Below are 23019 nucleotides of genomic sequence, written 5' to 3'. Positions count from 1 at the left end.
GTTTGTCATGAAGGTGAAACTGCTTACAAATCCGCAGCAATTTGGCCTCCCGCGCTGCAAATTTCGTCCATTTTTGTAGCGATTTGATTGGCGGGAGGCCGGGGTGCGAATGGTATGATGGCGCCATCCGCGCCCCTGGGGCGTGCCTTGTCAGTCCGCGCCGAACGGCGTGGGTGTGACGGTAAAGGCGCGCTCCTGGGGCGCCCGCTTTATCCCCCTTTTCTGATCCCTTCGAGACGAACACAACGTGCGCCTCTCTTCGATCAAGCTCGCAGGCTTCAAGTCTTTCGTCGATCCGACCAATTTCCATGTTCCGGGCCAGCTTGTCGGCATCGTCGGCCCGAACGGTTGCGGTAAATCCAACATCATCGACGCCGTGCGCTGGGTGCTCGGCGAATCACGCGCTGCGGAACTCCGCGGCGAATCGATGCAGGACGTCATCTTCAACGGCTCGACCCAGCGCAAGCCGGCTGGCCGCGCCAGCGTCGAACTCGTCTTCGACAACGCGGAAGGCCGCGCCGCCGGCCAGTGGAGCCAATACGCCGAAGTGGCGGTCAAGCGCGTCCTGAGCCGCGATGGCACCTCGTCGTACTTCATCAACAACCAGGCGGTGCGCCGCCGCGACATCCAGGACATCTTCCTGGGCACGGGCCTCGGACCGCGCGCCTACGCCATCATCGGGCAGGGGATGATCTCGCGCATCATCGAGGCCAAGCCCGATGACATGCGCATCTTCCTGGAAGAAGCCGCGGGCGTGTCCAAATACAAGGAACGCCGCCGCGAAACCGAAAACCGCCTCTCCGACACGCGTGAAAACCTCACACGCGTGGAAGACATCCTCCGCGAACTCGGCTCCAACCTCGAAAAGCTCGAGGGCCAGGCGGAAGTCGCGCAGCGCTTCCAGGCGCTGCAGGCCGACGGCGAAGAGAAACAGCACCTGCTGTGGCTGCTCCGCAAGCGGGAAGCGCAGGCTGAGCAGGAACGCCATCAGCGCGCCATCGAACAGGCACAGATCGACCTGGAAGCGCAGACCGCGCAGTTGCGCCATATCGAGGCCGAACTCGAAACGATGCGCGTGGCGCATTACGCGTCGTCCGATGCGATGCACGCCGCGCAGGGCGCGCTCTACGAAGCCAACTCGGAAGTCAGCCGCCTGGAAGCCGAGATCCGCTACGTGGTGGAATCGCGCAACCGGATCCAGCAGCAGATCGCCACGCTGACCGCACAGCAGGAACAGTGGCATACGCAGGGCGAGCAGGCGCAGGAAGACCTCGCCGCCGCCGAGGAAGAGTTGGCCATGGCCGAGGAGCGTGCCGCGCAGGCCGCCGAGGACGTCGCGCGCAAGGCCGACGAACTCCCCGCCATGGAAGCGCAGTGGCGCGATGCGCAGACCGCGCTGAACGATCAGCGCGCCGCGATCCTGCAATCGGAACAGGCGCTCAAGCTCGAAGCCGCGCACCAGCGCAATGCCGATCAGGCGCTGCTGCAGCTTGAGCAGCGCCGCGAACGTCTGACGCAGGAGTCCTCTGGCCTCGACAAGCCGGACGACGTGCAGCTCGAAACCCTGCGTGCCGAACTGGCCGAGCAGGAAGAGGTGTTAGCCGAAGCGCAAGCCGCGCTGGAAGACGCCGAGACGCAGGTGCCGCAGCTCGACGAGGCACGCCGCGCCGCGCAGGACCGCGTGCAATCGGAGGCCGCCGCGATTGCCAGCCTGGAAGCCCGCCTTGCCGCGCTCAAACAGCTGCAGGAAAACGTGCAGACCGACGGCAAGGTCCAGCCGTGGCTGGCCAAGCACGAACTGAGCGAACTGCCGCGCTTCTGGAAGAAGCTGCAGATCGAGCAGGGCTGGGAGCCCGCACTCGAAGCGGTGCTGCGCGAAAAGCTTGGCGCGCTGGAAGTCTCCAACCTCGATTGGATCAAAGCGTTTGCTGCCGACGCGCCGCCCGCCAAGCTGGCTTTTTATGCGCCGCCGCCCGCAGCGCGTCCGGTGGAAGCGCCCGCCGGGTTGCGTCCGTTGATGTCGCTGGTGCAAGTGACGGAGCCCGGCATGCGCGCCGTGCTGCAAGACTGGCTGGCCGACGTCTATATCGCCGACGACATGCAGGCTGCGCTCGCCGCGCGGCAGACGCTGCCGGAAGGCGGCACGTTTGTCGTCCAGGCTGGGCACCTGATTGGCCGGTCGTCGGTGCAGTTGTACGCGCCTGATTCCGAGCAGGCCGGCATGCTGGCTCGTGCGCAGGAAATCGAAAACCTGAACAAGCAAGTGCGTGCGCAGATGCTGTTGGCGGACGAAGCCAAGAGCGCCGCCGTGCGCGCTGAAGCGGCGTACAGCCAAGCCAGCCAGAACCTCACGCAGGTGCGGGCTCGCGCCGAACAGGCCACGCGCCGCGTCCACGTGTTGCAGATGGATGTGCTCAAACTGTCGCAGGCGATGGAGCGCTACAACGCGCGCAGCGGCCAGATTGACAGCGAGCTGGAAGAGATTCGCGCGCAGATCGAAGAGCAGCGCGCCATCCGTGCCGAATCCGAAGCGACGTTCGAACAGCACGACGCGGCGCTCGCCGACATGCAGGCCCGTTTCGAAGACAGCCAGCAGGCGTTCGAAGCGCTGGAAGTTCGCCTGAGCGACGCACGCAACGCCTTGCGCGATCAGGAGCGCGGCGCACAAGAGGCGCACTTTGCCGAACGCAATCTGCAGAACCGCATTGCCGAACTGAAGCGCAACATCCAGGTAGCGAGCGACCAGGCGCAGCAGATCGTGCTGACGCTGGAAAACGCGCGCGCCGAGCTGGAAACCATCAACGAGCAGACCGCGCATACCGGACTGCAGGAAGCGCTGGAGCGCCGTGCCGAGAAGGAGGAAAAGCTCGGGCTGGCGCGCATGGAACTGGATGCGCTGACCGCGCAACTGCGCACGCACGACGAGCAACGCCTGACCGCCGAGCGCGCCCAGCAACCGCTGCGCGATCGCATTACCGAGCTGCAATTGAAGGAACAGGCCGCGCGCCTGAACCAGGAGCAGTTCACCGAGCAACTCACCGCTGCCAATGTTGACGAAGCGGCGTTGGCCGAACGTCTGACGGGCGATCTGAAACCGTCGTACCTGCAAGGCGAAGTCACGCGCATCAACAACGCCATCAACGCGCTCGGCCCGGTCAACATGGCCGCCCTGGACGAACTGGCGGCGGCGCGCGAGCGCAAGGGCTTCCTCGATGCGCAATCGGCCGATTTGACCGACGCCATCACCACGCTGGAAGACGCCATCCGCAAGATCGACCAGGAAACACGCGCGCTGCTGCAAGGCACGTTCGACCAGGTCAACTATCACTTTGGCGAGCTGTTCCCGACGCTGTTCGGCGGCGGCCAGGCCAAGCTGATGATGACCGGCGAAGAGATTCTCGATGCGGGCGTGCAGGTGATGGCGCAGCCGCCGGGCAAGAAGAACTCGACCATTCACCTGCTGTCGGGCGGCGAGAAAGCGCTGACCGCCATTGCGCTGGTGTTTGCGATGTTCCAGCTGAATCCGGCCCCGTTCTGCTTGCTGGATGAGGTGGACGCGCCGCTGGACGACGCCAACACCGAGCGCTACGCCAACATGGTCAAGCGCATGTCCGACAAGACCCAATTCGTTTTTATTTCTCACAACAAGATTGCGATGGAAATGGCGCAACAGCTCATCGGTGTGACCATGCAGGAACAAGGTGTGTCCCGGATTGTGGCGGTGGACATGGATGCCGCGCTGACCATGGCGGAGGCAGCGTAAATGCAGGACAACAACCTGGTGATGGCCCTGTTGGGCGCAGGCGTGGTCTTTGTGCTGGTGATCGTTGTCTACAACCAATGGCAAATCCGCAAGGCGCGCCGCCCGGAGGTGTACAACCCGGCCGTCGACGAGACGCCCCGCGGCGAAGGTTGGACCGAGCGCGCCGAACCTGCCCTCGGTGGCGAGCGTGATGAAATCGACCGCGTCGAACCGCGTCTTGAGCCGGGGTTCTCGGCGAAGACGCACGCGCCCGCCACGGGCAGCGCCGAAACCGAAGCCGGCGTGATCGGCGCTGAACTCTCGCCTTCGGGCGACGACGCCGCGCTCGAAACGGCCGAAACGGAAGAGGTTGCTGAGCCTGCGCCGGGTTCGCTGGAGCCCGCCAATGGCGTGATCGATCCGCTGATCGATTGCATCGTGCCGCTGCATCCGGAACGCGAAGTGTCAGGCGACCGCCTGCTGCCGGCGCTGACCAAGCTGCGCCGCGCAGGCACCAAGCAGATTCACGTGGAAGGGTTGAACCCCGCCGCCAATGCGTGGGAAGCCATCCGCGCTGGCCAGCGTTACCTTGACGTGCAAGTGGCCGTGCAACTGGCCAACCGCACGGGCCCGCTGAATGCGCTGGAGTTCTCGGAATTCATCAACGCCATCGATCCGCTGTCGGAAGCGGCCGATGCCGTGCCGGAACTGCCGGACATGAACGAGACGATTTCCAACGCGCGCGAACTCGACGCTTTTGCCGCCGAGTGCGACGTACAACTGGGCGTGAGCGTGATCTCCGACGGGGCGCCGTGGTCGGCAGCGTATGTGCAGACGGTGGCAACGCAAGACGGTCTGGTGCTCTCGCGCGACGGCACGCGTTTCACGCGCTTCCACGCCGGTGCCGATGGCGTGCAGCGTGCGTTGTTCACGCTGCAGTTTGGCGACACCAATTTCCTGCGCGATGACCTGACCGTCAAGGCGGGTCGCCAGATCACGTTGTTGCTCGATGTGCCCGTGGCGGAAGAGGCGAGCAAGCCGTTCAAGCTGGTGTGCGAATACGCCTACACGCTGTCGCAGCGCATGGGTGCGCAGGTCGTGGATGACAACCTGCGTCCGCTGACGGAGCAATCGTTCGTCGCCATCCAGAAGCATCTGCGGGTGCTGTACGACAAGCTCGAATCGCGCGGCATCCCGGCCGGTTCCAGCACCGCGGTGCGCTTGTTCAGCCACTGACGGACGCACGATGCGCAAGATTGCAGAACCCGCGTCCGGTGCCACGCCCGAGGCGCGGGCAGCTTGGCTGCGCGCCGAGCTGAACCGCTACGCCCACGAGTACTACGTGCTCGACCGGCCCAGCGTGCCCGACGCTGAATACGACCGGCTCTATCGCGAGCTGGAAGCGCTGGAATCCGAACATCCCGAGCTGAAGACGCCCGACTCGCCCACGCTGCGGGTCGGCGGGGCGGTCTTGCCCGAGTTTGCGGCGGTCAGGCATGTCATTCCCATGCTGTCGATCCGCACCGAGACCGACACCACCGCCAACGGCGCGCGCGCCTTTGATGCGAGCGTACGCCGCGAGCTGGGCCTCGACGATACCGACCCGCCCGTCGAATATGCCGCCGAGCTGAAGTTCGACGGCCTGGCGATCAGCCTGCGCTACGAGCGCGGTTATCTCGTGCAGGCGGCCACGCGCGGCGACGGCACCACGGGCGAAGACGTCACGCAGAACATCCGCACGATCCGCCAGATTCCGCTGGGGCTGTCGCCCGTTGATGGTCATGTGCCCGACGTGCTGGAAGTGCGCGGCGAGGTCTACATGCGCCGCGACGACTTCGAAAAGCTCAACGCACGCCAGCGCGAGCGTGGCGACAAGACCTTCGTCAATCCGCGCAACACCGCGGCCGGCGCGGTGCGCCAGCTCGATCCGAAGATGGCTGCCGAGCGCCCGCTGTCGTTCTTCGCCTATGGGCTGGGCGAGGTGGTCGGCTGGAAGGGCATGCCCGAGACGCATTCCGGCATGCTCGACGCGCTGCAGGCGTTCGGTTTTCCGGTCAGCGCGGAACGCGCCGCGGTGAAGGGCGGAGATGGCCTGGTCGAGTTTCATGACGCCATTGGCACCAAGCGCGACAGCTTGCCGTTCGACATCGATGGCGTGGTCTACAAGGTCAACTCGCTCGCGCTGCAACGCGAACTCGGCTTTCGCACGCGTGAGCCGCGCTGGGCGGTCGCGCACAAATATCCGGCGCAGGAAGCACTGACCACGGTCGAGTCGATCGGCGTGCAGGTCGGCCGCACAGGCGCCATCACGCCGGTAGCGCGGTTGGTGCCGGTGTTTGTTGGCGGGGTGACGGTTACTAACGCCACGCTGCACAACGAAGACGAAGTGCGCCGCAAGGACGTTCGCGTCGGCGACACCGTGATCGTCCGGCGCGCCGGTGACGTGATCCCCGAGGTGGTGAGCGTGGTGCTCGACCGCCGCCCGATGGACGACGTGCCGGGCAGCGACTTGTTCAGTCCGCAGCAGCAGCCGAAGTACCCGCCGTTCGAACTGCCGAAGACGTGCCCGGTGTGCGGCTCGCACGTCGTGCGTGAAGAGGGCGAGGCGGTGGCCCGTTGCTCGGGCGGTCTGTTCTGCTCGGCGCAGCGCAAAGAGGCGATCCGCCACTTTGCCGGCCGCCGCATGATGGACATCGAAGGTCTGGGCGAGCGCTACATCGACAACCTGGTCGAGCTGGACTACGTGCACGGCATCGCCGACCTCTACAAGCTCAAGCTCGAAGACTTCCTGGAGATGAAGCGCCGCGCGGATGAGCGTGATGGCGTGACGCCCGAGACGGTTTCCGCCGGCAAGATCGCCACCAAGTGGGCCGAGAACCTGCTGGAGGGCATTCAGGCCAGCAAGACGCCGCCGCTGGCGCGCTTCCTTTTTGCGCTGGGCATTCGCCACGTGGGCGAGTCGACCGCCAAGACACTCGCGGACTGGCTCGGCAGCCTGGCCATCATCCGGCGCGCACCCGCGCCGCTGCTGCTCGCGCTGCCCGACGTGGGCGCCACGGTGGCGGAGGCCATCGCCGACTTCTTTGCCGAGCCGAAGAATCAGCAGGCACTGGATGCATTGCTCGAAGCCGGTGTCGCGCCGCAAGGCGAGCACGCGCCGAACGCGAAGCTGCGCGAGAAGCTGGAGCCGGCGGAGCTGTACGCCACGCTCGGCGTGCCCAAGCTGACGGCCACGCGTGCGAAGCAACTGGCCGTGGCAGCGCCAACGCTTGCCCACCTGGCGAGCGTGGAACCCGAGCAGTTGGCTGGCCTGCCGGCGGATGTGGCTGCGTCGCTGCTCGAATGGCTCGCCTCGCACGACCATCGCGCGCAATTGACGAAGCTCGACGCGTTGCGCGGCGAGCTGCTCGCCACCATGCCCGCCGAAGCCGCCGAAGAAGGCGTGCTGGCCGGCAAGACCGTCGTGTTGACCGGCACATTGCCCAACCTCACGCGCGACGAAGCCAAGGCCATGCTGGAAGCGGCGGGCGCCAAGGTGTCGGGTTCGGTGTCGAAGAAAACCGACTTCGTTGTCGCCGGAGAAGACGCCGGCAGCAAGCTCGCCAAAGCCGAGGAATTGAACGTGAAGGTTCTGGACGAAGCGGGTATGCTCGCGCTGTTAAAAAATCCGGCGGGAGACCAGTCATGATCCGAAACATCCTGAAGATGGGCGACAGCCGGCTGCTGCGTGTGGCCAAGCGGGTCGAGCGTTTTCACACGCCCGAACTGACTGCCTTGATCGAAGACATGTTCGACACCATGGATGCGGCGCGCGGTGCCGGCCTGGCGGCTCCGCAGATCGGCGTGGACCTGCAAGTCGTCATCTTCGGGTTCGATCGCAACGAGCGATATCCGGATGCGCCGGCGGTGCCCAAGACGGTGTTGATCAACCCGACTCTCGAGCCGCTGTCGGACGAGATGGAAGAGGGCTGGGAGGGTTGCCTCTCGGTACCCGGCCTGCGCGGTGTGGTGCCGCGCTACACGCGCCTGCGCTATACCGGCTTTGACCAGCATGGCCATGCCATCGACCGTATTGCCGAGGGCTTCCACGCCCGCGTCGTGCAGCACGAATGCGATCACCTGCAGGGCGTGCTGTACCCGATGCGCGTCAAGGATTTCACTCGCTTCGGCTTTACCGAAGTGCTGTTCCCGGAATTGCCCGCCAATCACGACGACTGATCGCGACTGCGGGAGCGTCGGACCTGCGGGGGCGGGTAGGCGCGTGTTTCATCCACCACGGAGACGATATGAAGCGCGATGGTTTGAGGGGCTGGCGCCGGTTGGCGCTTGGCGTGGCCATGACTGCAATGCTGGGGCTGGCCGCATGCGCGGGGCCGCAGACGCCGGAAACGACCGCGGCTGCGTCGGCTGCGCAGAAGCCTCAGGGGCCCGTCTGGCAGCGCGTGCATCTTGGTACCGATGCAGCGGGCTACGATTTCCCCGTCTACGCCAACCATCCGCTTGATGGCGATCTGAGCCGCATTCGCGAAGTCGTCTTCGTGCAGCACGGCCTGCAGCGCAACGGCAACGACTACTACACCGCCGGCGCCGATCTGCTCCAGGCCAGCGGCCGCAATCCCGACGAAGTCCTGCTGATCGCCCCGAACTTTCCTGGCACGCCCGATGAAGGCAAGGGCTTCGACGGCATGCCGGTATGGTCGGTGGATGGTTGGATTGGCGGCTTCAACGCCACCAACGCGCCGTACACGGACCTGAGTTCGCTCAAGGTGCTCGACGACCTGATCGGCTACGTGACCGACCCGGCGCGTGCGCCCAACGTTAAGCGCGTGACGGTAGCAGGCCATTCGGGCGGCGGCCAGATCGTGCAGCGCTACGCCGTGCTCAACAACGTGGACGAGGCCATCCGCAAGCGCGGCATCGATTTGCGCTACGTGGTCGCCAACCCGTCGTCGTATCTGTATTTCACGCCCGAGCGACCGCGCGGCAAGGGCTTTGCGCGCTACAGCACCAGCGTCTGCCCGGACTACGATCACTACAAATACGGCATGGTGGATATGGTGCCGTATGCCGTCGGCAAGACCGGCCGTCAGTTGTTCAACCGATATGCGCAGCGCCACGTGACCTACCTGGTCGGCACGAACGACAACGACCCGAATCATCGCGTGCTCGACAAGCTGTGCGGTGCTGAGGCCGAAGGCCCGACGCGCCTCGATCGCGCCCGCAACTACTGGCGCTACGAGCGCTACCTGGCGGGGCGCAAGCGCGTCAACCACCAGGCGCACGAAGTGGTTGGCGTAGGCCACGACCAGGCGAAGATGTTCGGTTCGCGCTGTGGCGCGCAGGCCGTGTTCGGCATGCCCGCGTCGGCCAACACCTCGGGCGCAGCCTGCCAGGCTCCGCATCTGTAACGTAGGCAGCGCAAAAAAAACCGGTCAACGCAGGGTGCGCTGACCGGTTTTTTGTTGGGGCAGAGGCTGCCTCAGAACTTCTCGAACGGCCCCAGGAATCGCCACTGGCCGACCGGCAGATCGCCCAGCACGATGCTGCCCATGCGGATGCGCTTCAGGCCCACCACCTCCAATCCGACCTGTTCGCACATGCGGCGGATCTGGCGCTTCTTGCCTTCGCGCAGCACGAAGCGCAGTTGCTCTTCGTTCTGCCAGCTCACCTTCGCGGGCTTGAGTGCTTCGCCGTCCAACGACAGGCCAAAGCGCAGCTTTTCCATCAGCTCTTCGGGGAAGACCTTGGAGATGTCGTGCTCGACCACGCCGTCCGGCGAATGCCACACCACGCGCACCAGGTATTCCTTCTCGACCGTTGAATCCTCGCCGATCAGGTGGCGTGCCACGCGGCCGTCCTGCGTCAACACCAGCAGGCCGGTGGAATCGATATCCAGTCGACCGGCCGGCGCCAACGCCCGACGCTGCCACGGCGCGAAGCGCTTGCGTGTGGGGTCACCTTCCCATTGGTTTTCCGGCACGAACAGCGACACCGCCGGCTGATAGCCGTCTTCTGCCTGGCCGGACACATAACCGACCGGCTTGTGCATCAGCACGGTCACGCGCTCGCCTTGCTCCGAGCGCGCCGACTGGTGGATTTCGATGACCGCATCCGGCTTGACGCGCGAACCCAGCTCGGTGACAGGCTCGCCATCCACCAATACCCAGCCGCGCGGAATCCATTCATCAGCCTCGCGGCGTGAGCACAGGCCCAGTTCGGACATGCGTTTGGACAGACGGACCAGTCCGCTCGATTCGGTTTGCGCGGCCTGGCGCGGTGCCTGCTCCTCGGCATGACGCGGAGCGCGCTCCTCACGCTCGCGCTCGGGCCGTTGCGGACGCGCCGGACGGTCTTCAAAGCGGCGCGGCGGACGGTCGTTGTCAAAACGACGCGGAGCGCGGTCATCGCCATAGCGCCGCGGCGGCCGCTGCTCATCGTCGAATCGACGCGGCGGGCGTTGATCGTCACCGTACCGGCGAGGCGGACGTTCGTCGTCAAAGCGTCGCGGAGGACGCTGATCGCCATCACGACGCGGCGCGCGTTGGTCGTCGCCATAGCGGCGCGGGCGCTCGTCGTCGAAACGACGGGGCGGCCGTTGATCGTCGCCGAACTTGCGTGGCGGGCGATCCTCGAACCGGCGCGGCGGGCGTTGCTCATCGTCGAAACGACGCGGCGGACGCTCATCATCAAAGCGTCGCGGGGGACGTTGGTCGCCATCGCGGCGCGGTGCGCGTTGATCATCGCCGTAGCGGCGCGGGCGTTCGTCATCGAAACGACGGGGCGGGCGTTGATCGTCGCTGAACCTGCGCGGCGGACGTTCATCGTCAAAGCGCCTCGGTGGGCGGTCGTTGTCAAAGCGACGCGGAGGACGTTCGTCGTCAAATCGGCGAGGCGGGCGATCCTCGAAACGACGCGGCGGACGCTCATCATCGGAGCGACGGGGCGGCCGTTGGTCGTTGTCGAAGCGTCGCGGAGGACGTTCGTCGTCGAACCGGCGGGGCGGGCGATCTTCGAAGCGACGCGGCGGGCGCTCCTCGTCAGAGCGGCGGGGCGGCCGTTGCTCGTCGTTGAACCGGCGCGGCGGGCGCTCGTCATCAAAGCGTCGCGGCGGGCGATCGCCTTGCATGCGGCGCGGCTTGGCGTCGCGCGTCTGGCCATCGTCGTCGCGGCGTGCCGGGCGCGGTGGCTTGCCGGCGCCTTCTTCCGGCTTGGGGCGGCGTTGCGATGGGCGCAGCGGCTGGCGCTCGCGGTTCAGGTCGGACGAGCGCAGCGGCTTGCCGGTCGAACGCACGGCATTGCCTTCGTCATCGCGGCGCACGCCGAGCGTGGTGCGCTTGCCCGGGCGGGTGGCGCGCTGCGTCGGGTCGCTGGCGCGGCGCTTGTCGTCGTCGCCCGGGAAATCATCGGAATCGGTAGTCATGAATCTAGACCGGTAAGGCTGGCGCTCAGATGGCGAGCGCATCGAGCAGCTCGCTTTCAAGCTCGAGCTGCAGTTTGTTGTCCTGGGTCAGGCGGGTGCCGTCGACCAGGAAAATGTCTTCCACGCGCTCGCCGAGCGTGTTGATGCGCGCGGTGTGTACCGACACGCGACGGTGTGCGAGCACGCGGGCAATGGCGTAGAGCAGACCGGTGCGGTCTGTTGCAGAAATGGAGAGCAGGTAGTACTGGCCGCGTTCGTCTGCCCGCAGGTCGACGCGCGGCTTGATCGGGAAGCTGCGCGACTGGCGCGAGATGCGCCCACGCGGCGGTTCGGGCAGGGCGGTTTCGCGCGAGATCTGCTCGGCGAGTTCGTGCTCGACCAGCGTGATGATGTCGCGGTAATGGCCGGGCTCCACCAGGCCGCTGCTGGGATCGGCCACCTGGAAGGTGTCGAGCGCGTAGCCGTGTTTGGTGGTGTGGATCTTGGCGTCGAGAATCGTCAGGCTCTTGCGCTCGAAGTAGCCGCAGATGCGCGCAAAAAGATCGGGCCGATCCGGCGAATACACCGCCACCTGCAAGCCAACGCCCGCCGGTGAAATGCGCGCACGCACGATCGGGATCGTCGTGTCGACACGGTTGTAGAAGTGTCGCGTGAACCAGGCGATGTCGCGCGCGTCGTGACGCAGGAACACGCCCACGTCGAGCTGCTTCCAGAGCGCCTCGTGCGCGGTGTCGTCCAGCGCGGCCAAGCGCAGCAGGGCGCGCGCTTCTTCCTTGCGGCTTTCGAGCACCGCGTGCGGATCGGTCGTGGCGCCGCCGAGCACGCGCAGCGTCATGCGATACAGGTCTTCCAGCAGCTTGCCTTTCCACGCGTTCCACACTTTCGGGCTGGTCCCGCGGATGTCGGCAACGGTGAGCAGATACAGCGCGGTCAGCCGACGTTCGGTGCCGACCAGGTCGGCGAAATGACGGATGACTTCCGGATCGCCGAGGTCCTGCTTCTGGGCGACCTGGCTCATGGTCAGGTGGTGCTCGACCAGCCAGACGATGAGGTCGGCGTCTTCCTTGGCGATGCCGTGTTCCTTGCAGAAGCGGCGTGCGTCGGACATGCCGAGCACGGAGTGGTCACCGCCGCGCCCCTTCGCAATGTCATGGAACAGCGCCGCCACGGTCAGCACCCACGGCTTGTCGAAGTTCGCCATCAACTGGCTGCAGAACGGGAACTCGTGCGTGTGCTCGACGATGGAGAAGCGTCGGATGTTGCGCACCACCATCAGGATGTGCTGATCGACCGTGTAGACGTGGAACAGGTCGTGCTGCATCTGCCCGACGATGCGGCGGAAATTGACCAGGTAGCGGCCGAGCACGCTGGTCTGATTCATCAGGCGCAGCGCGTGCGTGATGCCCTGCGGCTGCTGCAGGATCGACAGGAACAGCGCGCGATTGGCCGGATCCTTGCGCCATTTGGCGTCCATCAACGTCCGCGCGTTGTAGAGCGCGCGCATCGTGCTGGCTGCCAGTCCCTTGATGCCGCGCGTCTGCTCGTACAGCAGGAAGGTTTCCAGGATGGCCGTCGGCTCGCGCTGGTAGAGATCGGCGTCGGCAATCTCCAGCATGCCTTGTCGCTCGACAAAGCGATCGTTGATCCGCCGCGTGATACCGAGCTCGGTGGGGAACAGCCGCGCCTCGATGTTCTGCAGTACCACGGTATTGAGCTGCGTGACCGCCTTGGCGACCCAGTAATAGCGGCGCATGAGCTGTTCGCTCGCGCGCTTGGCGGTGGTGGGGCGGTAACCGAACGACTCGGCCAGTTGCGTCTGCAGGTCGAACACCAATACGTCCTGCCGGCGCCCGGCCAGCAGGTGCAGACGCGCACGCACGGTTTTGAGCAAGCGCTCATTGCTTGCCAGCTCCTGCGCTTCACGGCGCGTCAGCAGGCCATTGGCAAGCAGCTCGTTCCAGCTTGAACCGAAACCGGCCGCCCGCGTCATCCACAGAATGACCTGCAGATCGCGCAGGCCACCGGGGCTTTCCTTGCAGTTCGGTTCGAGCGAGTAGGGCGTGTCCTGGTACTTGGCATGCCGCTGACGCATCTCCAGCAGTTTCGACTGGAAGAAGTCGGCCGCGTCGAGATGGCCCTGATAGTGCGTCTCGAACGTGCGGTACAAGCCTTCGTCGCCGGTCAGTAGACGTGCTTCCAGCAGCGATGTGCGTACCGTGACGTCCTGTGCCGCTTCGTTGATGCACTCGTCGACCGTGCGGACCGAGGAGCCAATATCCAGCCCCATGTCCCAGCAGCGGCCGATGAAGGCCTCCAGCCGCGCCTCGAGTGTCTTGTCGGCGGTGCCCGGCAGCAGCAGGAGGATGTCGACGTCGGAATACGGGAACAGCTCGCCGCGCCCATAGCCGCCCACGGCAATCAGGGCGCAGTCGGCTGGCATCTGCTCCTCCTGCCAGAGCCGCACCAGCGCACGGTCAACGGCGCGTGCCAGCTTGGTCACGAGCTGCTGAACGTTGGCGTGCTGGTCGAACTGCGCGAACAGGTGCGCGCGCTCCGCTTTCAGGGCGTCGCGCGGTTGGACTTCTTCGGCAGGGGCAGCGGCAGCGGAGGGCATGAGTGGAGCGTGAATGAAACAGCGACCGGAACGAGCCGGTCGCTGCAGGAGTTGAGCCGAGGCGGGGCGAGATCAGCGCGACGTTGCTGCCGCTGAAGGTGCGGCTCGCCCGCGATGATCAGGCCGTGGCCGGTGCGCCTTCGTGTACGAATTCCGGTGCCGGCGGCGTCAAGGCCGACACGGTCAGCACTTCGTGGCCGGTCTCCGTCACGAGAAGCGTGTGTTCCCACTGCGCTGACAGGCTGCGATCGCGCGTCTTGACCGTCCACTGGTCGGGCATGGTGCGGATATCGCGCTTGCCCGCGTTGATCATCGGTTCAATCGTGAAGATCATGCCAGCCTTCAGCTCCATCCCGGTGCCGGGGCGGCCGTAATGCAGGATCTGCGGATCTTCGTGGAATTTCTTGCCGATGCCGTGGCCGCAATATTCGCGCACCACGCTATAGCCGGCAGCTTCTGCATGTTGCTGGATCACGTGGCCGATGTCGCCGAGGCGGGCGCCCGGGCGCACCGCCGCGATACCCTTCCACATGCATTCGAACGTGACCTGCGTCAGGCGTTTGGCGAGGATCGAGCCTTCGCCCACAACGAAGGTACGGCTGGTATCGCCGTAATAGCCTTCCTTGGTGATGACGGTGATGTCCAGGTTGACGATGTCGCCATTCTTGAGCACCTTGTCGCCCGGAATGCCGTGGCAGATCACATCGTTGACGGACGTGCAGATCGATGCCGGGAAGGGCGGATAGCCCGGCGGCGCATAGTTCAGCGGTGCCGGCACGGTGCCTTGCACGTCACGCATGTAAGCGTGGCACAGCTGGTCCAGCTTGCCCGTCGTCACGCCGGGCACGACGAACGGGGTGATGTAGTCGAGAACTTCGGACGCAAGCCGGCAGGCCACGCGCATGTGCGCAATGTCTTCGGCGGTGTGAATGGTAACGGCCATGCTGTGACTCTTTCTGCACGCAAGCGCCTGGAGCGCCGCGTCGTGGCTAAAGCATGAATTATCGCACCAAAGCGCCCCGGCCGGGGTTTTCGGGCGGTGGGCGCCCGTCTTGCGCCGTTTGTCGCGAATGCTCGGAAGGTCTTGAGTCGATTGGGTTTTTACCGCTATAATCGCCGGCTAAGCAGTTGCCGGTCGTGTGGCCGGGAGCGCTTGAAATCGCGAGCCGCCTCACCGCGGGTGTTTTTCGTATCGCATGCGAAAGATGTCTGAGGCGGCTTTAGACCTAACCCGACTGGAGAATTTCATGTCCGTGACCATGCGCGAAATGCTGGAAGCCGGTGTCCACTTTGGCCACCAGACCCGCTTCTGGAACCCCAAGATGGCCCCCTACATCTTCGGCCATCGCAACAAGATTCACATCATCAACCTGGAAAAGACGCTGCCGATGTACCAGGACGCACTGAAGTATGTGCGCCAGCTGGCAGCCAACCGGGGCACCATCCTGTTTGTCGGCACGAAGCGCCAATCGCGTGAGATCCTGGCTGAAGAAGCGGCTCGCGCAGGTATGCCGTTCGTCGACAGCCGCTGGCTCGGCGGCATGCTGACCAACTTCAAGACGGTCAAGACCTCGATCAAGCGCCTGAAGGACATGGAAGTCGCCAAGGAAGCCGGCGCGACCGAAACCATGAGCAAGAAGGAAGCGCTGATGTTCGAGCGCGAAATGGACAAGCTGGTGAAGTCCATTGGCGGCATCAAGGACATGGGCGGCATTCCGGACGCCATCTTCGTGGTGGACGTTGGTTACCACAAGATTGCCGTGACCGAAGCTGCCAAGCTGGGTATTCCGGTGATCGGCGTGGTTGACACGAACCACTCGCCGGAAGGCATCGACTACGTCATCCCGGGTAACGACGACTCGAGCAAGGCTGTTGCACTGTACGTGCGCGGCGTGGCCGACGCGATCCTGGAAGGCCGCGCCAACGCGGTCCAGGAAGTGGTTGAGGCCGCTCGTGGCGGCGACGACTTCGTCGAAGTCCAAGAAGGCTAAACACAAGAAGGCGGGCGCCCGCAGCTTGATTGCGCGGGACGCGTGCCAGGCCGCACCTGGTGGAACGCATCAGGGCTGATGGCCAGACAGGGGCGCGTAATAAACGCCCCTTTTTTTTAATTTGTCATGCGGATGTCCCACACGCGTCGTATCTCGTGGGGCGACCGGATGGAAACCGGACGACAGGCCGGCGTGCAGCGAAGACGCAAAGACCTTTCAGCGCGCGACCGGACGACGATCTGAAACAAGGAGCATGAAATGGCGGCAATTACCGCAAGCATGGTGGCAGAACTGCGCGCGAAGACCGATGCGCCGATGATGGAATGCAAGAAGGCCCTGACGGAAGCCGAAGGCAACCTGGAAAAGGCCGAAGAAATCCTGCGTGTGAAGCTGGGCAACAAGGCAGGCAAGGCCGCCTCGCGCGTTACCGCTGAAGGCGTGGTGGCGGCTGCAGTGGAAGGCACGACCGGCGCGCTGGTCGAAATCAACTGCGAAACCGACTTCGTCTCGAAGAACGATTCGTTCCTGGCCTTCGCCAACTCGGTGGCTGCACTGATCGCCAAGAACAACCCGGCTGACGTTGCCGCTGTCGGCGCGCTGCCGCTGTCGCAAGACGGCTTCGGCCCGACCGTTGAAGACGTGCGCGTGGGCCTGATCGGCAAGATCGGCGAAAACATGACGATCCGCCGCTTCCAGCGTTTCGACGGCACCAAGCTGACGTCGTACCTGCACGGCGCCCGCATCGGCGTGATGGTGGCGTACGAGGGTGACGAAGTTGCGGCCAAGGATGCGGCCATGCAGGTTGCCGCCATGAAGCCGGTGTCGCTGTCGGCTGACGACGTGCCCGCAGATCTGGTTGCCAAGGAGCGCAGCGTTGCTGAGCAGAAGGCTGCCGAATCGGGCAAGCCGGCTGAAATCGTTGCCAAGATGGTGGAAGGCAGCGTGCAGAAGTACCTGAAGGAAGTCTCGCTGCTGAACCAGCCGTTCGTGAAGAACGACAAGCAGACCGTTGAGCAGATGCTCAAGGCCGCCAACACGACCGTGAAGGCTTTCACGCTGTACGTGGTGGGCGAAGGCATCGAGAAGAAGCAAGACGACTTCGCTGCTGAAGTGGCTGCCCAAGTGGCCGCTGCCAAGCAACAGGCGTAATGCTGCAGCGGCCGTTTCCAACGGTGCGGCGATTCACCTTCCGGTGCAGGCCGGCAGGGAGCGTTTCCACCGTTGGCGCAGCCGTATAATGCCAAACAGACAGGGCACCGAAAGGTGCCCTGTTTGCAGGTGCAGCCTGCTTGCGCGGGCATCGTTGGGGATTTTCCCGACGGCTTCCGCGCAAGAAGGTTGCGGGATGTGCGAAGTCCCCGCTTTGCACGTCGTTGTCATCTCCGCAGCGTCATTTCCCCCTTTCCTGTCTCCCGTACCAGGAATCGTCACGAGGATCTCCATGCCTGCCTATAAGCGCGTTCTACTCAAACTTTCCGGCGAAGCCCTGATGGGCGACGATGCCTTCGGCATCAATCGCAGCACCATCGAAGGGATGGTCAACGACATCGCTGAAATCGTGAAGCTGGGCGTGCAGGTGGCAGTGGTGATCGGCGGCGGCAACATCTTCCGCGGTGTCGCGGGCGGCGCGGCCGGCATGGACCGCGCCACGGCGGACTACATGGGCATGCTGGCCACCATGATGAACGCGCTGGCCCTGCAGGACGCCATGCGCCACGCCAACCTCGAAGGCCGTGTGCAATCGGCGCTGCGCCTGGACCAGGTGGTCGAGCCGTACATCCGCCCTCGTGCGATCCGGCAGTTGGAAGAAGGCAAGATCGTGATTTTCGCGGCCGGCACCGGTAACCCGTTCTTCACGACCGACACCGCTGCCGCGCTGCGCGGCTCGGAAATTGGCGCCGAGATCGTCCTCAAGGCCACCAAGGTCGATGGCGTCTACACCGCCGATCCGAAGAAAGACCCGAGCGCCACCCGCTACACCACCATCACTTTCGACGAAGCCATTTCGCGCAACCTGCAGGTGATGGACGCGACCGCTTTCGCGCTGTGCCGCGATCAGAAGCTGCCGATCAAGGTGTTCTCGATCCAGAAGCCGGGCGCGCTCAAGCGCGTCATCCTGGGTGAAGACGAAGGCACGCTGGTGCACGTCTGAAGCCAGCGGGAAGCCTCATCGCAGGCGCCTTTTTTACCGTTCGCTGACCCCGCTTGAATGGCGTTGGCGAGCGGCTTCCATGTAAAATCGTCTATTGTCTTTTTGGTCTTGCCGGTGCCCTGTGTCGTGTTCCGGGGCACAAGTTCGGCAGACCGCCGTTATCGTTCGGAGGAAGTATGAGCGTCGCCGATGTCAAAAAGAATGCCGAGCAGAAGATGCAGAAGTCGATCGAGGCTCTCAAGGCGGATCTGGCCAAGATTCGCACTGGCCGTGCCCACACCGGTCTGCTCGATCACGTGCAAGTCGACTACTACGGCTCGATGGTGCCGATCAGCCAGGTTGCCAACGTGACGCTGGTGGACGCACGCACGATCGGCGTGCAGCCGTGGGAAAAGAAGATGGTGCAAGCCGTCGAGAAGGCCATCCGTGAAGCGGACCTCGGCCTGAACCCCGCCACGATGGGCGACATCATTCGCGTGCCGACCCCCGCGTTGACCGAAGAGCGCCGCAAGGAGCTGACCAAGGTCGTGAAAGGCGAGGGCGAGGATGCCAAGGTCGCCGTGCGCAACCTGCGTCGCGACGCCAATGAACAGCTCAAGAAGCTGGTGAAGGACAAGGCCATCTCGGAAGACGACGAGCGTCGCGGTGGTGACGACGTCCAGAAGCTGACCGACAAGTTCGTCGCCGAAATCGACAAGCTGGTCGCCGAGAAAGACAAGGAAATCATGACGGTGTAAGGCCGTCTCCCGTCGCCGGCGCATTGGGCGCAGTTGGCGGGAAGCCCGATTCATGCATATCAGTTCCACACTGGCGGTGCCGGACACCGCCGACACGCCGCGCCACGTTGCCGTCATCATGGACGGTAACGGCCGCTGGGCCACCGAACGGCATCTGCCGCGGGTGGCCGGGCATAGCCGCGGCCTCGATGCCGTGCGCGCAACCGTTGAAGCAGCGGCACGCCGTGGCGTCGGTTACCTCACCCTGTTTGCCTTCAGCTCCGAAAACTGGCGTCGTCCGGCCGAGGAAGTCACCTTCCTCATGAAGCTGTTCATGACGGCGCTGCGTCGCGAAGTGGGCAAGCTCCACGACAACGGCATCCGCCTGCGCGTGGTGGGCGATCTGTCCGCGTTCAGCCCGCGCATCCAGCTTTTGATTCGTGAAGCCGAGGCCAAGACGGCTGCCAACCCTGGTCTGACGGTCACGATCCTCGCCAACTACGGCGGGCGCTGGGACATCCTGCAGGCCATGCGCGCTTTGTTGGCGGCGCAGCCGGGCATTGCACCTGAGGCCATTACCGAAGAGATGCTGGCGCCGTACATGGCACTGTCCTACGCGCCGGAGCCGGATCTGTTTATCCGCACCGGTGGCGAGCAGCGCATCAGCAACTTCTTACTGTGGCAGCTTGCCTATTCCGAGCTGTACTTCACCGATCGCTACTGGCCCGACTTCGATGCAGCAGAACTCGATCGCGCCTTTGCGTGGTATCGCAACCGCGAGCGTCGCTTTGGCCGTACCAGCGCGCAGCTCGAGCCCGATGTTCCCCCCGCGCTATCCGCCGGAGCCTGACACATGCTGCTGACTCGCGTCATTACCGCTGTCTGCCTGCTGATTGTCATCCTGCCCATTCTGTTCTTCGCGCCGCCCGCCGGCCTGGCCGGGTTGGTGACGGTATTTGCAGCCCTCGCCGCGTGGGAGTGGGGGCGTCTCGTCCGCCTGCCGGGCTGGTGGGGGCCGATTCTCTATGCCGTCGTTGTCGTCGTGCTGACGATCGCCTGGTACGACATTCCCGTTCGCGGCGATGTGCAGCCGCTGTTTCACGGCGCCGTCATCGCCTGGGTGATCGCCTGGGCGCTGCTGGCCGGGGGCGTGCGCGAGTTGCACGGCACACGCAGGATCGTTTTCGCGCTGCTGGGCTTGGTGATGCTGCCGGCGTTTGTGCATGGCGCCATTGAATTGCGCACGCACGGCGTCGCCTTTCTGCTGTCGGTCGCGTTGCTCGTGTGGGCGGCCGATGTGGGTGCGTATTTTGTCGGCAAGGCCATTGGCCGCCGCAAGCTTGCGCCGACCATCAGCCCTGGCAAGTCGTGGGAAGGTGCGATCGGCGGTGCCGTGCTGGTCGCCGTGATCGCCACCGTGGCCGGCATCACGCATTGGTTTGCGCCGACGTGGTTTTCGCACCAGTTTGACCAGCGCGGCGCCGTCGTCGCCCTGGTGCTGACCATCCTGCTGGTGGCCGCAAGCGTGGGTGGCGATTTGTTTGAATCCCTGCTCAAGCGTCAGGTCGGCATGAAAGACAGCAGCCGCCTGTTGCCCGGCCACGGCGGCGTGCTCGATCGTATCGACGCGCTGCTGCCGGTGTTTCCGCTGGCTGCGCTGCTGATTTCCTGAGGCGTCTGAACATGATGCGTTTGACCGTTCTTGGCGCCACCGGCTCCATTGGCGACAGCACGCTCGACGTGGTGCGCCGTCATCCCGACAAGTACAGCGTTTTTGCGCTGACCGCCAACGCGCAGGCCGACAAGCTCGCGGTGCTCTGCCGCGAGTTTCGCCCGAAGATGGCGGTGCTTGGTTCGGCGGTCGCGGCGGATGCATTGCGTGACCAGCTCGGCGCAGAGGCCGCCGGCATCGACATCCGTTTCGGCAGCGAGGCATTGGAAGAGGCTGCGGGCCACCCCGACTGCGATGCCGTGATGGCGGCCATCGTCGGCGCAGCGGGGTTGCGCCCGACGCTCGCGGCTGTGCACGCCGGCAAGCGCGTGCTGCTGGCCAACAAGGAGGCGCTGGTCATGTCCGGCGCGCTCTTTATGGACGCGGTGCGTCAGCATGGCGCCACCGTGCTCCCGATCGACAGCGAGCACAACGCCATCTTCCAATGCTTGCCGCAGCAAGTTCCGCAGTTTGGGCGCGGCGTGTCGCGCATCGTCCTGACGGCGTCAGGTGGCCCGTTCCGCACGCGCGCCGTCGATTCGCTTGCTGATGTCACGCCAGATCAGGCTTGCGCGCATCCGAACTGGGTGATGGGGCGCAAGATCTCGGTCGATTCCGCCACCATGATGAACAAGGGGCTGGAGGTGATCGAAGCGCACTGGCTGTTCGGCGTGCCGGTCGAGCATCTCGAAGTCCTGATCCACCCGCAGAGTGTCATCCATTCGATGGTCGGCTACGACGACGGCTCGGTGCTGGCGCAGCTGGGCAATCCCGACATGCGCACGCCGATCGCCTACGGCTTGGCTTACCCTGAGCGCATTGAGGCTGGTGTTCCGCTGCTCGACCTCGTCACCACGGGTGCACTGACATTCGAGGCACCGGATCTGCGCCGCTTCCCGTGCCTAGCGTTGGCCTTCGACGCACTGCGGGCCGGTGGTACGGCACCTGCTGCGCTGAACGCGGCCAACGAGGTGGCCGTCGAGGCATTTTTGCAGCGCCGCATCCGGTTCACCGAGATTGCCGCGGTGGTGGCTGACACGCTCGCCCACACCACCATCGTGCCGGCCGACTCGCTCGACACCGTTTTTGCTGCCGACGCCCAGGCGCGTCAGCAGGCTGAGCGCTATATCGCCACCGTATGCGCGCAGCTGCCGGCCGCGTGAAAGCGCCCCGTCAGAGCAAGCGGGTAACATAGCGGCTTCGCGCCGGGCACCCCGGCGCGTGCCCTTCAGTGCATCCGGAGAAGGTTTTGCAGACCGTTTTAGCGTTTGTCTTTGCGATCGCGGTACTGATCGTCATTCACGAACTGGGCCACTACAGCGTCGCGCGCTTGTGCGGCGTCAAGGTGCTCCGGTTTTCCGTTGGCTTCGGCAAGGTGCTGTTCCGCCGTGTAGGCCGTGGGCCCGACCACACCGAATGGACGATCTGCGCCATTCCGCTGGGCGGCTACGTCAAGATGCTCGGCGAGGGGGCTCGGGACCCCGAGAAAGACCCGCCCATCCTCCCGGAAGATCTCCCGCGCACGTTCGACCACCAGCCGGTCTATAAGCGATTCGCCATCGTCGCCGCGGGCCCGATCGCTAATTTCCTGCTTGCCATTGCGCTTTATGCCGTGCTGGCATGGGTGGGTGCGATCGAGCCGGTGCCTGTTCTGGGCGCGCCGCCGCCGGGCAGCATCGCCGCGCAGGCCGACCTGCGCGCACGGGACCGCGTGATCGCAATCGGCACGGACGGCGAAGCGCCGGCCGCCGTGCGCAGTTGGAGCGATGTCCGCATGCGTTTGTACTCGGCTGGCATCGCCGGGCGCGATGCGCTTGTGCAAGTGCGCGGCACCGATGGAGTCGAACGTACCGTCCGCCTGCAGGGCTTGCCGAGCGCTGCCCGTACACCGCAGGCCGACGTGATTGACCAGATCGGTTTGCGCCTGCTCGGCGGCCCCGTCACCATCGTCGACGTCCTGCCGGGCAGTGCCGCGGCACGCGCGGGGTTGCGGGCGGGTGACCAGATCGTGCGCTTCGCGGGCCAGCCGGCCGATCAGGCGATGGACCTCATCCGCCAGATCCGCGCCATGCCCGAGCAAAACGCGTCGATCGATATCCTCCGCAACGATCAGCCTATGACGTTGCCCGTTCGCCCGGATGCAGACGCCGATCCCAAGAACCCCACGGGGCCGAAGATCGGCAAGCTGGGCGCACAACTCAACCAGAAGGTGGAAACGGCGATGATCCGGGACGAGCCGGTGGCGGCCTTGGGGCATGCCGTCGGTGAGGTCTGGCGGACTTCGGTGCTGTCGCTGCAGGTGCTGGGCAAGATGATCGTCGGTCAGGCATCGCTGCAGAATCTGAGCGGGCCGATCACGGTGGCGGACTTTGCGGGCAAGGCGGCAAGCCTTGGCTGGCAGACGTTTGTGAGCTTTCTCGCGTTGATCAGCGTCAGTCTCGGCGTGCTGAACTTATTGCCCGTTCCGGTATTGGATGGGGGGCATTTGCTGTATTATTGCGTGGAATTTTTGACTGGCCGACCCGTGCCGGAATCCTGGCAAGCAGTCCTTCAGAAGATCGGCGTCGCCTGCATCCTGCTTCTCACTTCGCTCGCCCTGTACAACGATTTGAGTCGGTTGTTTTTGACTCGAGGCTAGACCGTATTCAAATTGGGTCGGTCAGCCGCATCGTT

The 23019-nt window shown here is 64.8% G+C and carries 16 protein-coding genes; 13 read left to right on the top strand and 3 right to left on the bottom strand.

From position 1 onward, the window contains the following. The first annotated feature begins 247 nt into the window (after positions 1–247). From smc to N511_RS0100305, 5 genes are all read left to right on the top strand, one after another. Positions 248–3763: a chromosome segregation protein SMC gene (gene smc / locus N511_RS0100325; protein WP_027677481.1), complete on the top strand. Its 3516-nt coding sequence runs from the start codon at positions 248–250 to the stop codon at positions 3761–3763. After that, the gene (locus N511_RS0100320; protein ID WP_027677480.1) at positions 3764–4978 is read left to right on the top strand and encodes a cell division protein ZipA C-terminal FtsZ-binding domain-containing protein; all 1215 of its coding nucleotides are present in this window, start codon (positions 3764–3766) and stop codon (positions 4976–4978) included. 10 nt (positions 4979–4988) lie between these two features. Continuing rightward, positions 4989–7430: an NAD-dependent DNA ligase LigA gene (ligA, locus tag N511_RS0100315; protein WP_027677479.1), complete on the top strand. Its 2442-nt coding sequence runs from the start codon at positions 4989–4991 to the stop codon at positions 7428–7430. Continuing rightward, positions 7427–7960 carry a peptide deformylase gene (def, locus tag N511_RS0100310; protein WP_027677478.1) on the top strand — a complete coding sequence of 178 codons (534 nt, stop codon included), beginning with the start codon at positions 7427–7429 and terminating at the stop codon, positions 7958–7960. The genes ligA and def overlap by 4 nt, the downstream gene beginning before the upstream one ends. A 68-nt stretch (positions 7961–8028) precedes the next feature. Next, a complete protein-coding gene (locus tag N511_RS0100305) occupies positions 8029–9150 on the top strand; it encodes an alpha/beta fold hydrolase (protein WP_027677477.1) in 1122 nt (373 codons plus the stop codon). Positions 9151–9221: 71 nt separating this feature from the next. On the opposite strand, the gene N511_RS0100300 is transcribed toward N511_RS0100305, so the two are convergent. From N511_RS0100300 to map, 3 genes are all read right to left on the bottom strand, one after another. After that, the gene (locus N511_RS0100300; protein WP_051530805.1) at positions 9222–11204 is read right to left on the bottom strand and encodes a pseudouridine synthase; all 1983 of its coding nucleotides are present in this window, start codon (positions 11202–11204) and stop codon (positions 9222–9224) included. Next, entirely contained in the window at positions 11188–13776 is a 2589-nt protein-coding gene (locus N511_RS0100295) for a [protein-PII] uridylyltransferase (protein ID WP_027677475.1), read from the bottom strand. Before N511_RS0100295 ends, N511_RS0100300 begins: the two co-directional genes overlap by 17 nt. 118 nt (positions 13777–13894) lie before the next feature. Beyond that, on the bottom strand, positions 13895–14719 hold the full coding sequence (gene map / locus N511_RS0100290) for a type I methionyl aminopeptidase (protein WP_027677474.1): 825 nt from the start codon (positions 14717–14719) through the stop codon (positions 13895–13897). 304 nt (positions 14720–15023) lie between these two features. On the opposite strand from map, the gene rpsB reads away from it, so the two are divergent. The 8 genes from rpsB to rseP all read left to right on the top strand — a co-directional run bounded on the left by rpsB (position 15024) and on the right by rseP (position 22984). Then, entirely contained in the window at positions 15024–15767 is a 744-nt protein-coding gene (gene rpsB, locus N511_RS0100285) for a 30S ribosomal protein S2 (protein WP_009238240.1), read from the top strand. Positions 15768–16025: 258 nt separating this feature from the next. Then, positions 16026–16916, top strand: coding sequence for a translation elongation factor Ts (gene tsf / locus N511_RS0100280; protein WP_027677473.1), 891 nt, complete (start codon positions 16026–16028; stop codon positions 16914–16916). Positions 16917–17208: 292 nt separating this feature from the next. After that, positions 17209–17919: a UMP kinase gene (pyrH, locus tag N511_RS0100275; protein WP_009238238.1), complete on the top strand. Its 711-nt coding sequence runs from the start codon at positions 17209–17211 to the stop codon at positions 17917–17919. A gap of 176 nt (positions 17920–18095) precedes the next feature. After that, a complete protein-coding gene (frr, locus tag N511_RS0100270; RefSeq protein ID WP_027677472.1) occupies positions 18096–18656 on the top strand; it encodes a ribosome recycling factor in 561 nt (186 codons plus the stop codon). A 52-nt stretch (positions 18657–18708) separates the two neighbouring features. Continuing rightward, positions 18709–19485: a polyprenyl diphosphate synthase gene (gene uppS, locus N511_RS0100265; RefSeq protein ID WP_027677471.1), complete on the top strand. Its 777-nt coding sequence runs from the start codon at positions 18709–18711 to the stop codon at positions 19483–19485. Between the two features lie 3 nt (positions 19486–19488). After that, positions 19489–20307: a phosphatidate cytidylyltransferase gene (locus N511_RS0100260; protein ID WP_027677470.1), complete on the top strand. Its 819-nt coding sequence runs from the start codon at positions 19489–19491 to the stop codon at positions 20305–20307. 11 nt (positions 20308–20318) lie between these two features. After that, positions 20319–21509, top strand: coding sequence for a 1-deoxy-D-xylulose-5-phosphate reductoisomerase (gene ispC, locus N511_RS0100255; RefSeq protein WP_027677469.1), 1191 nt, complete (start codon positions 20319–20321; stop codon positions 21507–21509). Positions 21510–21595: 86 nt separating this feature from the next. Continuing rightward, positions 21596–22984 carry an RIP metalloprotease RseP gene (rseP, locus tag N511_RS0100250; RefSeq protein ID WP_027677468.1) on the top strand — a complete coding sequence of 463 codons (1389 nt, stop codon included), beginning with the start codon at positions 21596–21598 and terminating at the stop codon, positions 22982–22984. Positions 22985–23019: the final 35 nt, after the last annotated feature.

This window comes from Ralstonia sp. UNC404CL21Col (assembly GCF_000620465.1).
Lineage (GTDB): Bacteria > Pseudomonadota > Gammaproteobacteria > Burkholderiales > Burkholderiaceae > Ralstonia > Ralstonia flatus.
This window is presented reverse-complemented; position numbering and strand designations above follow the sequence as displayed.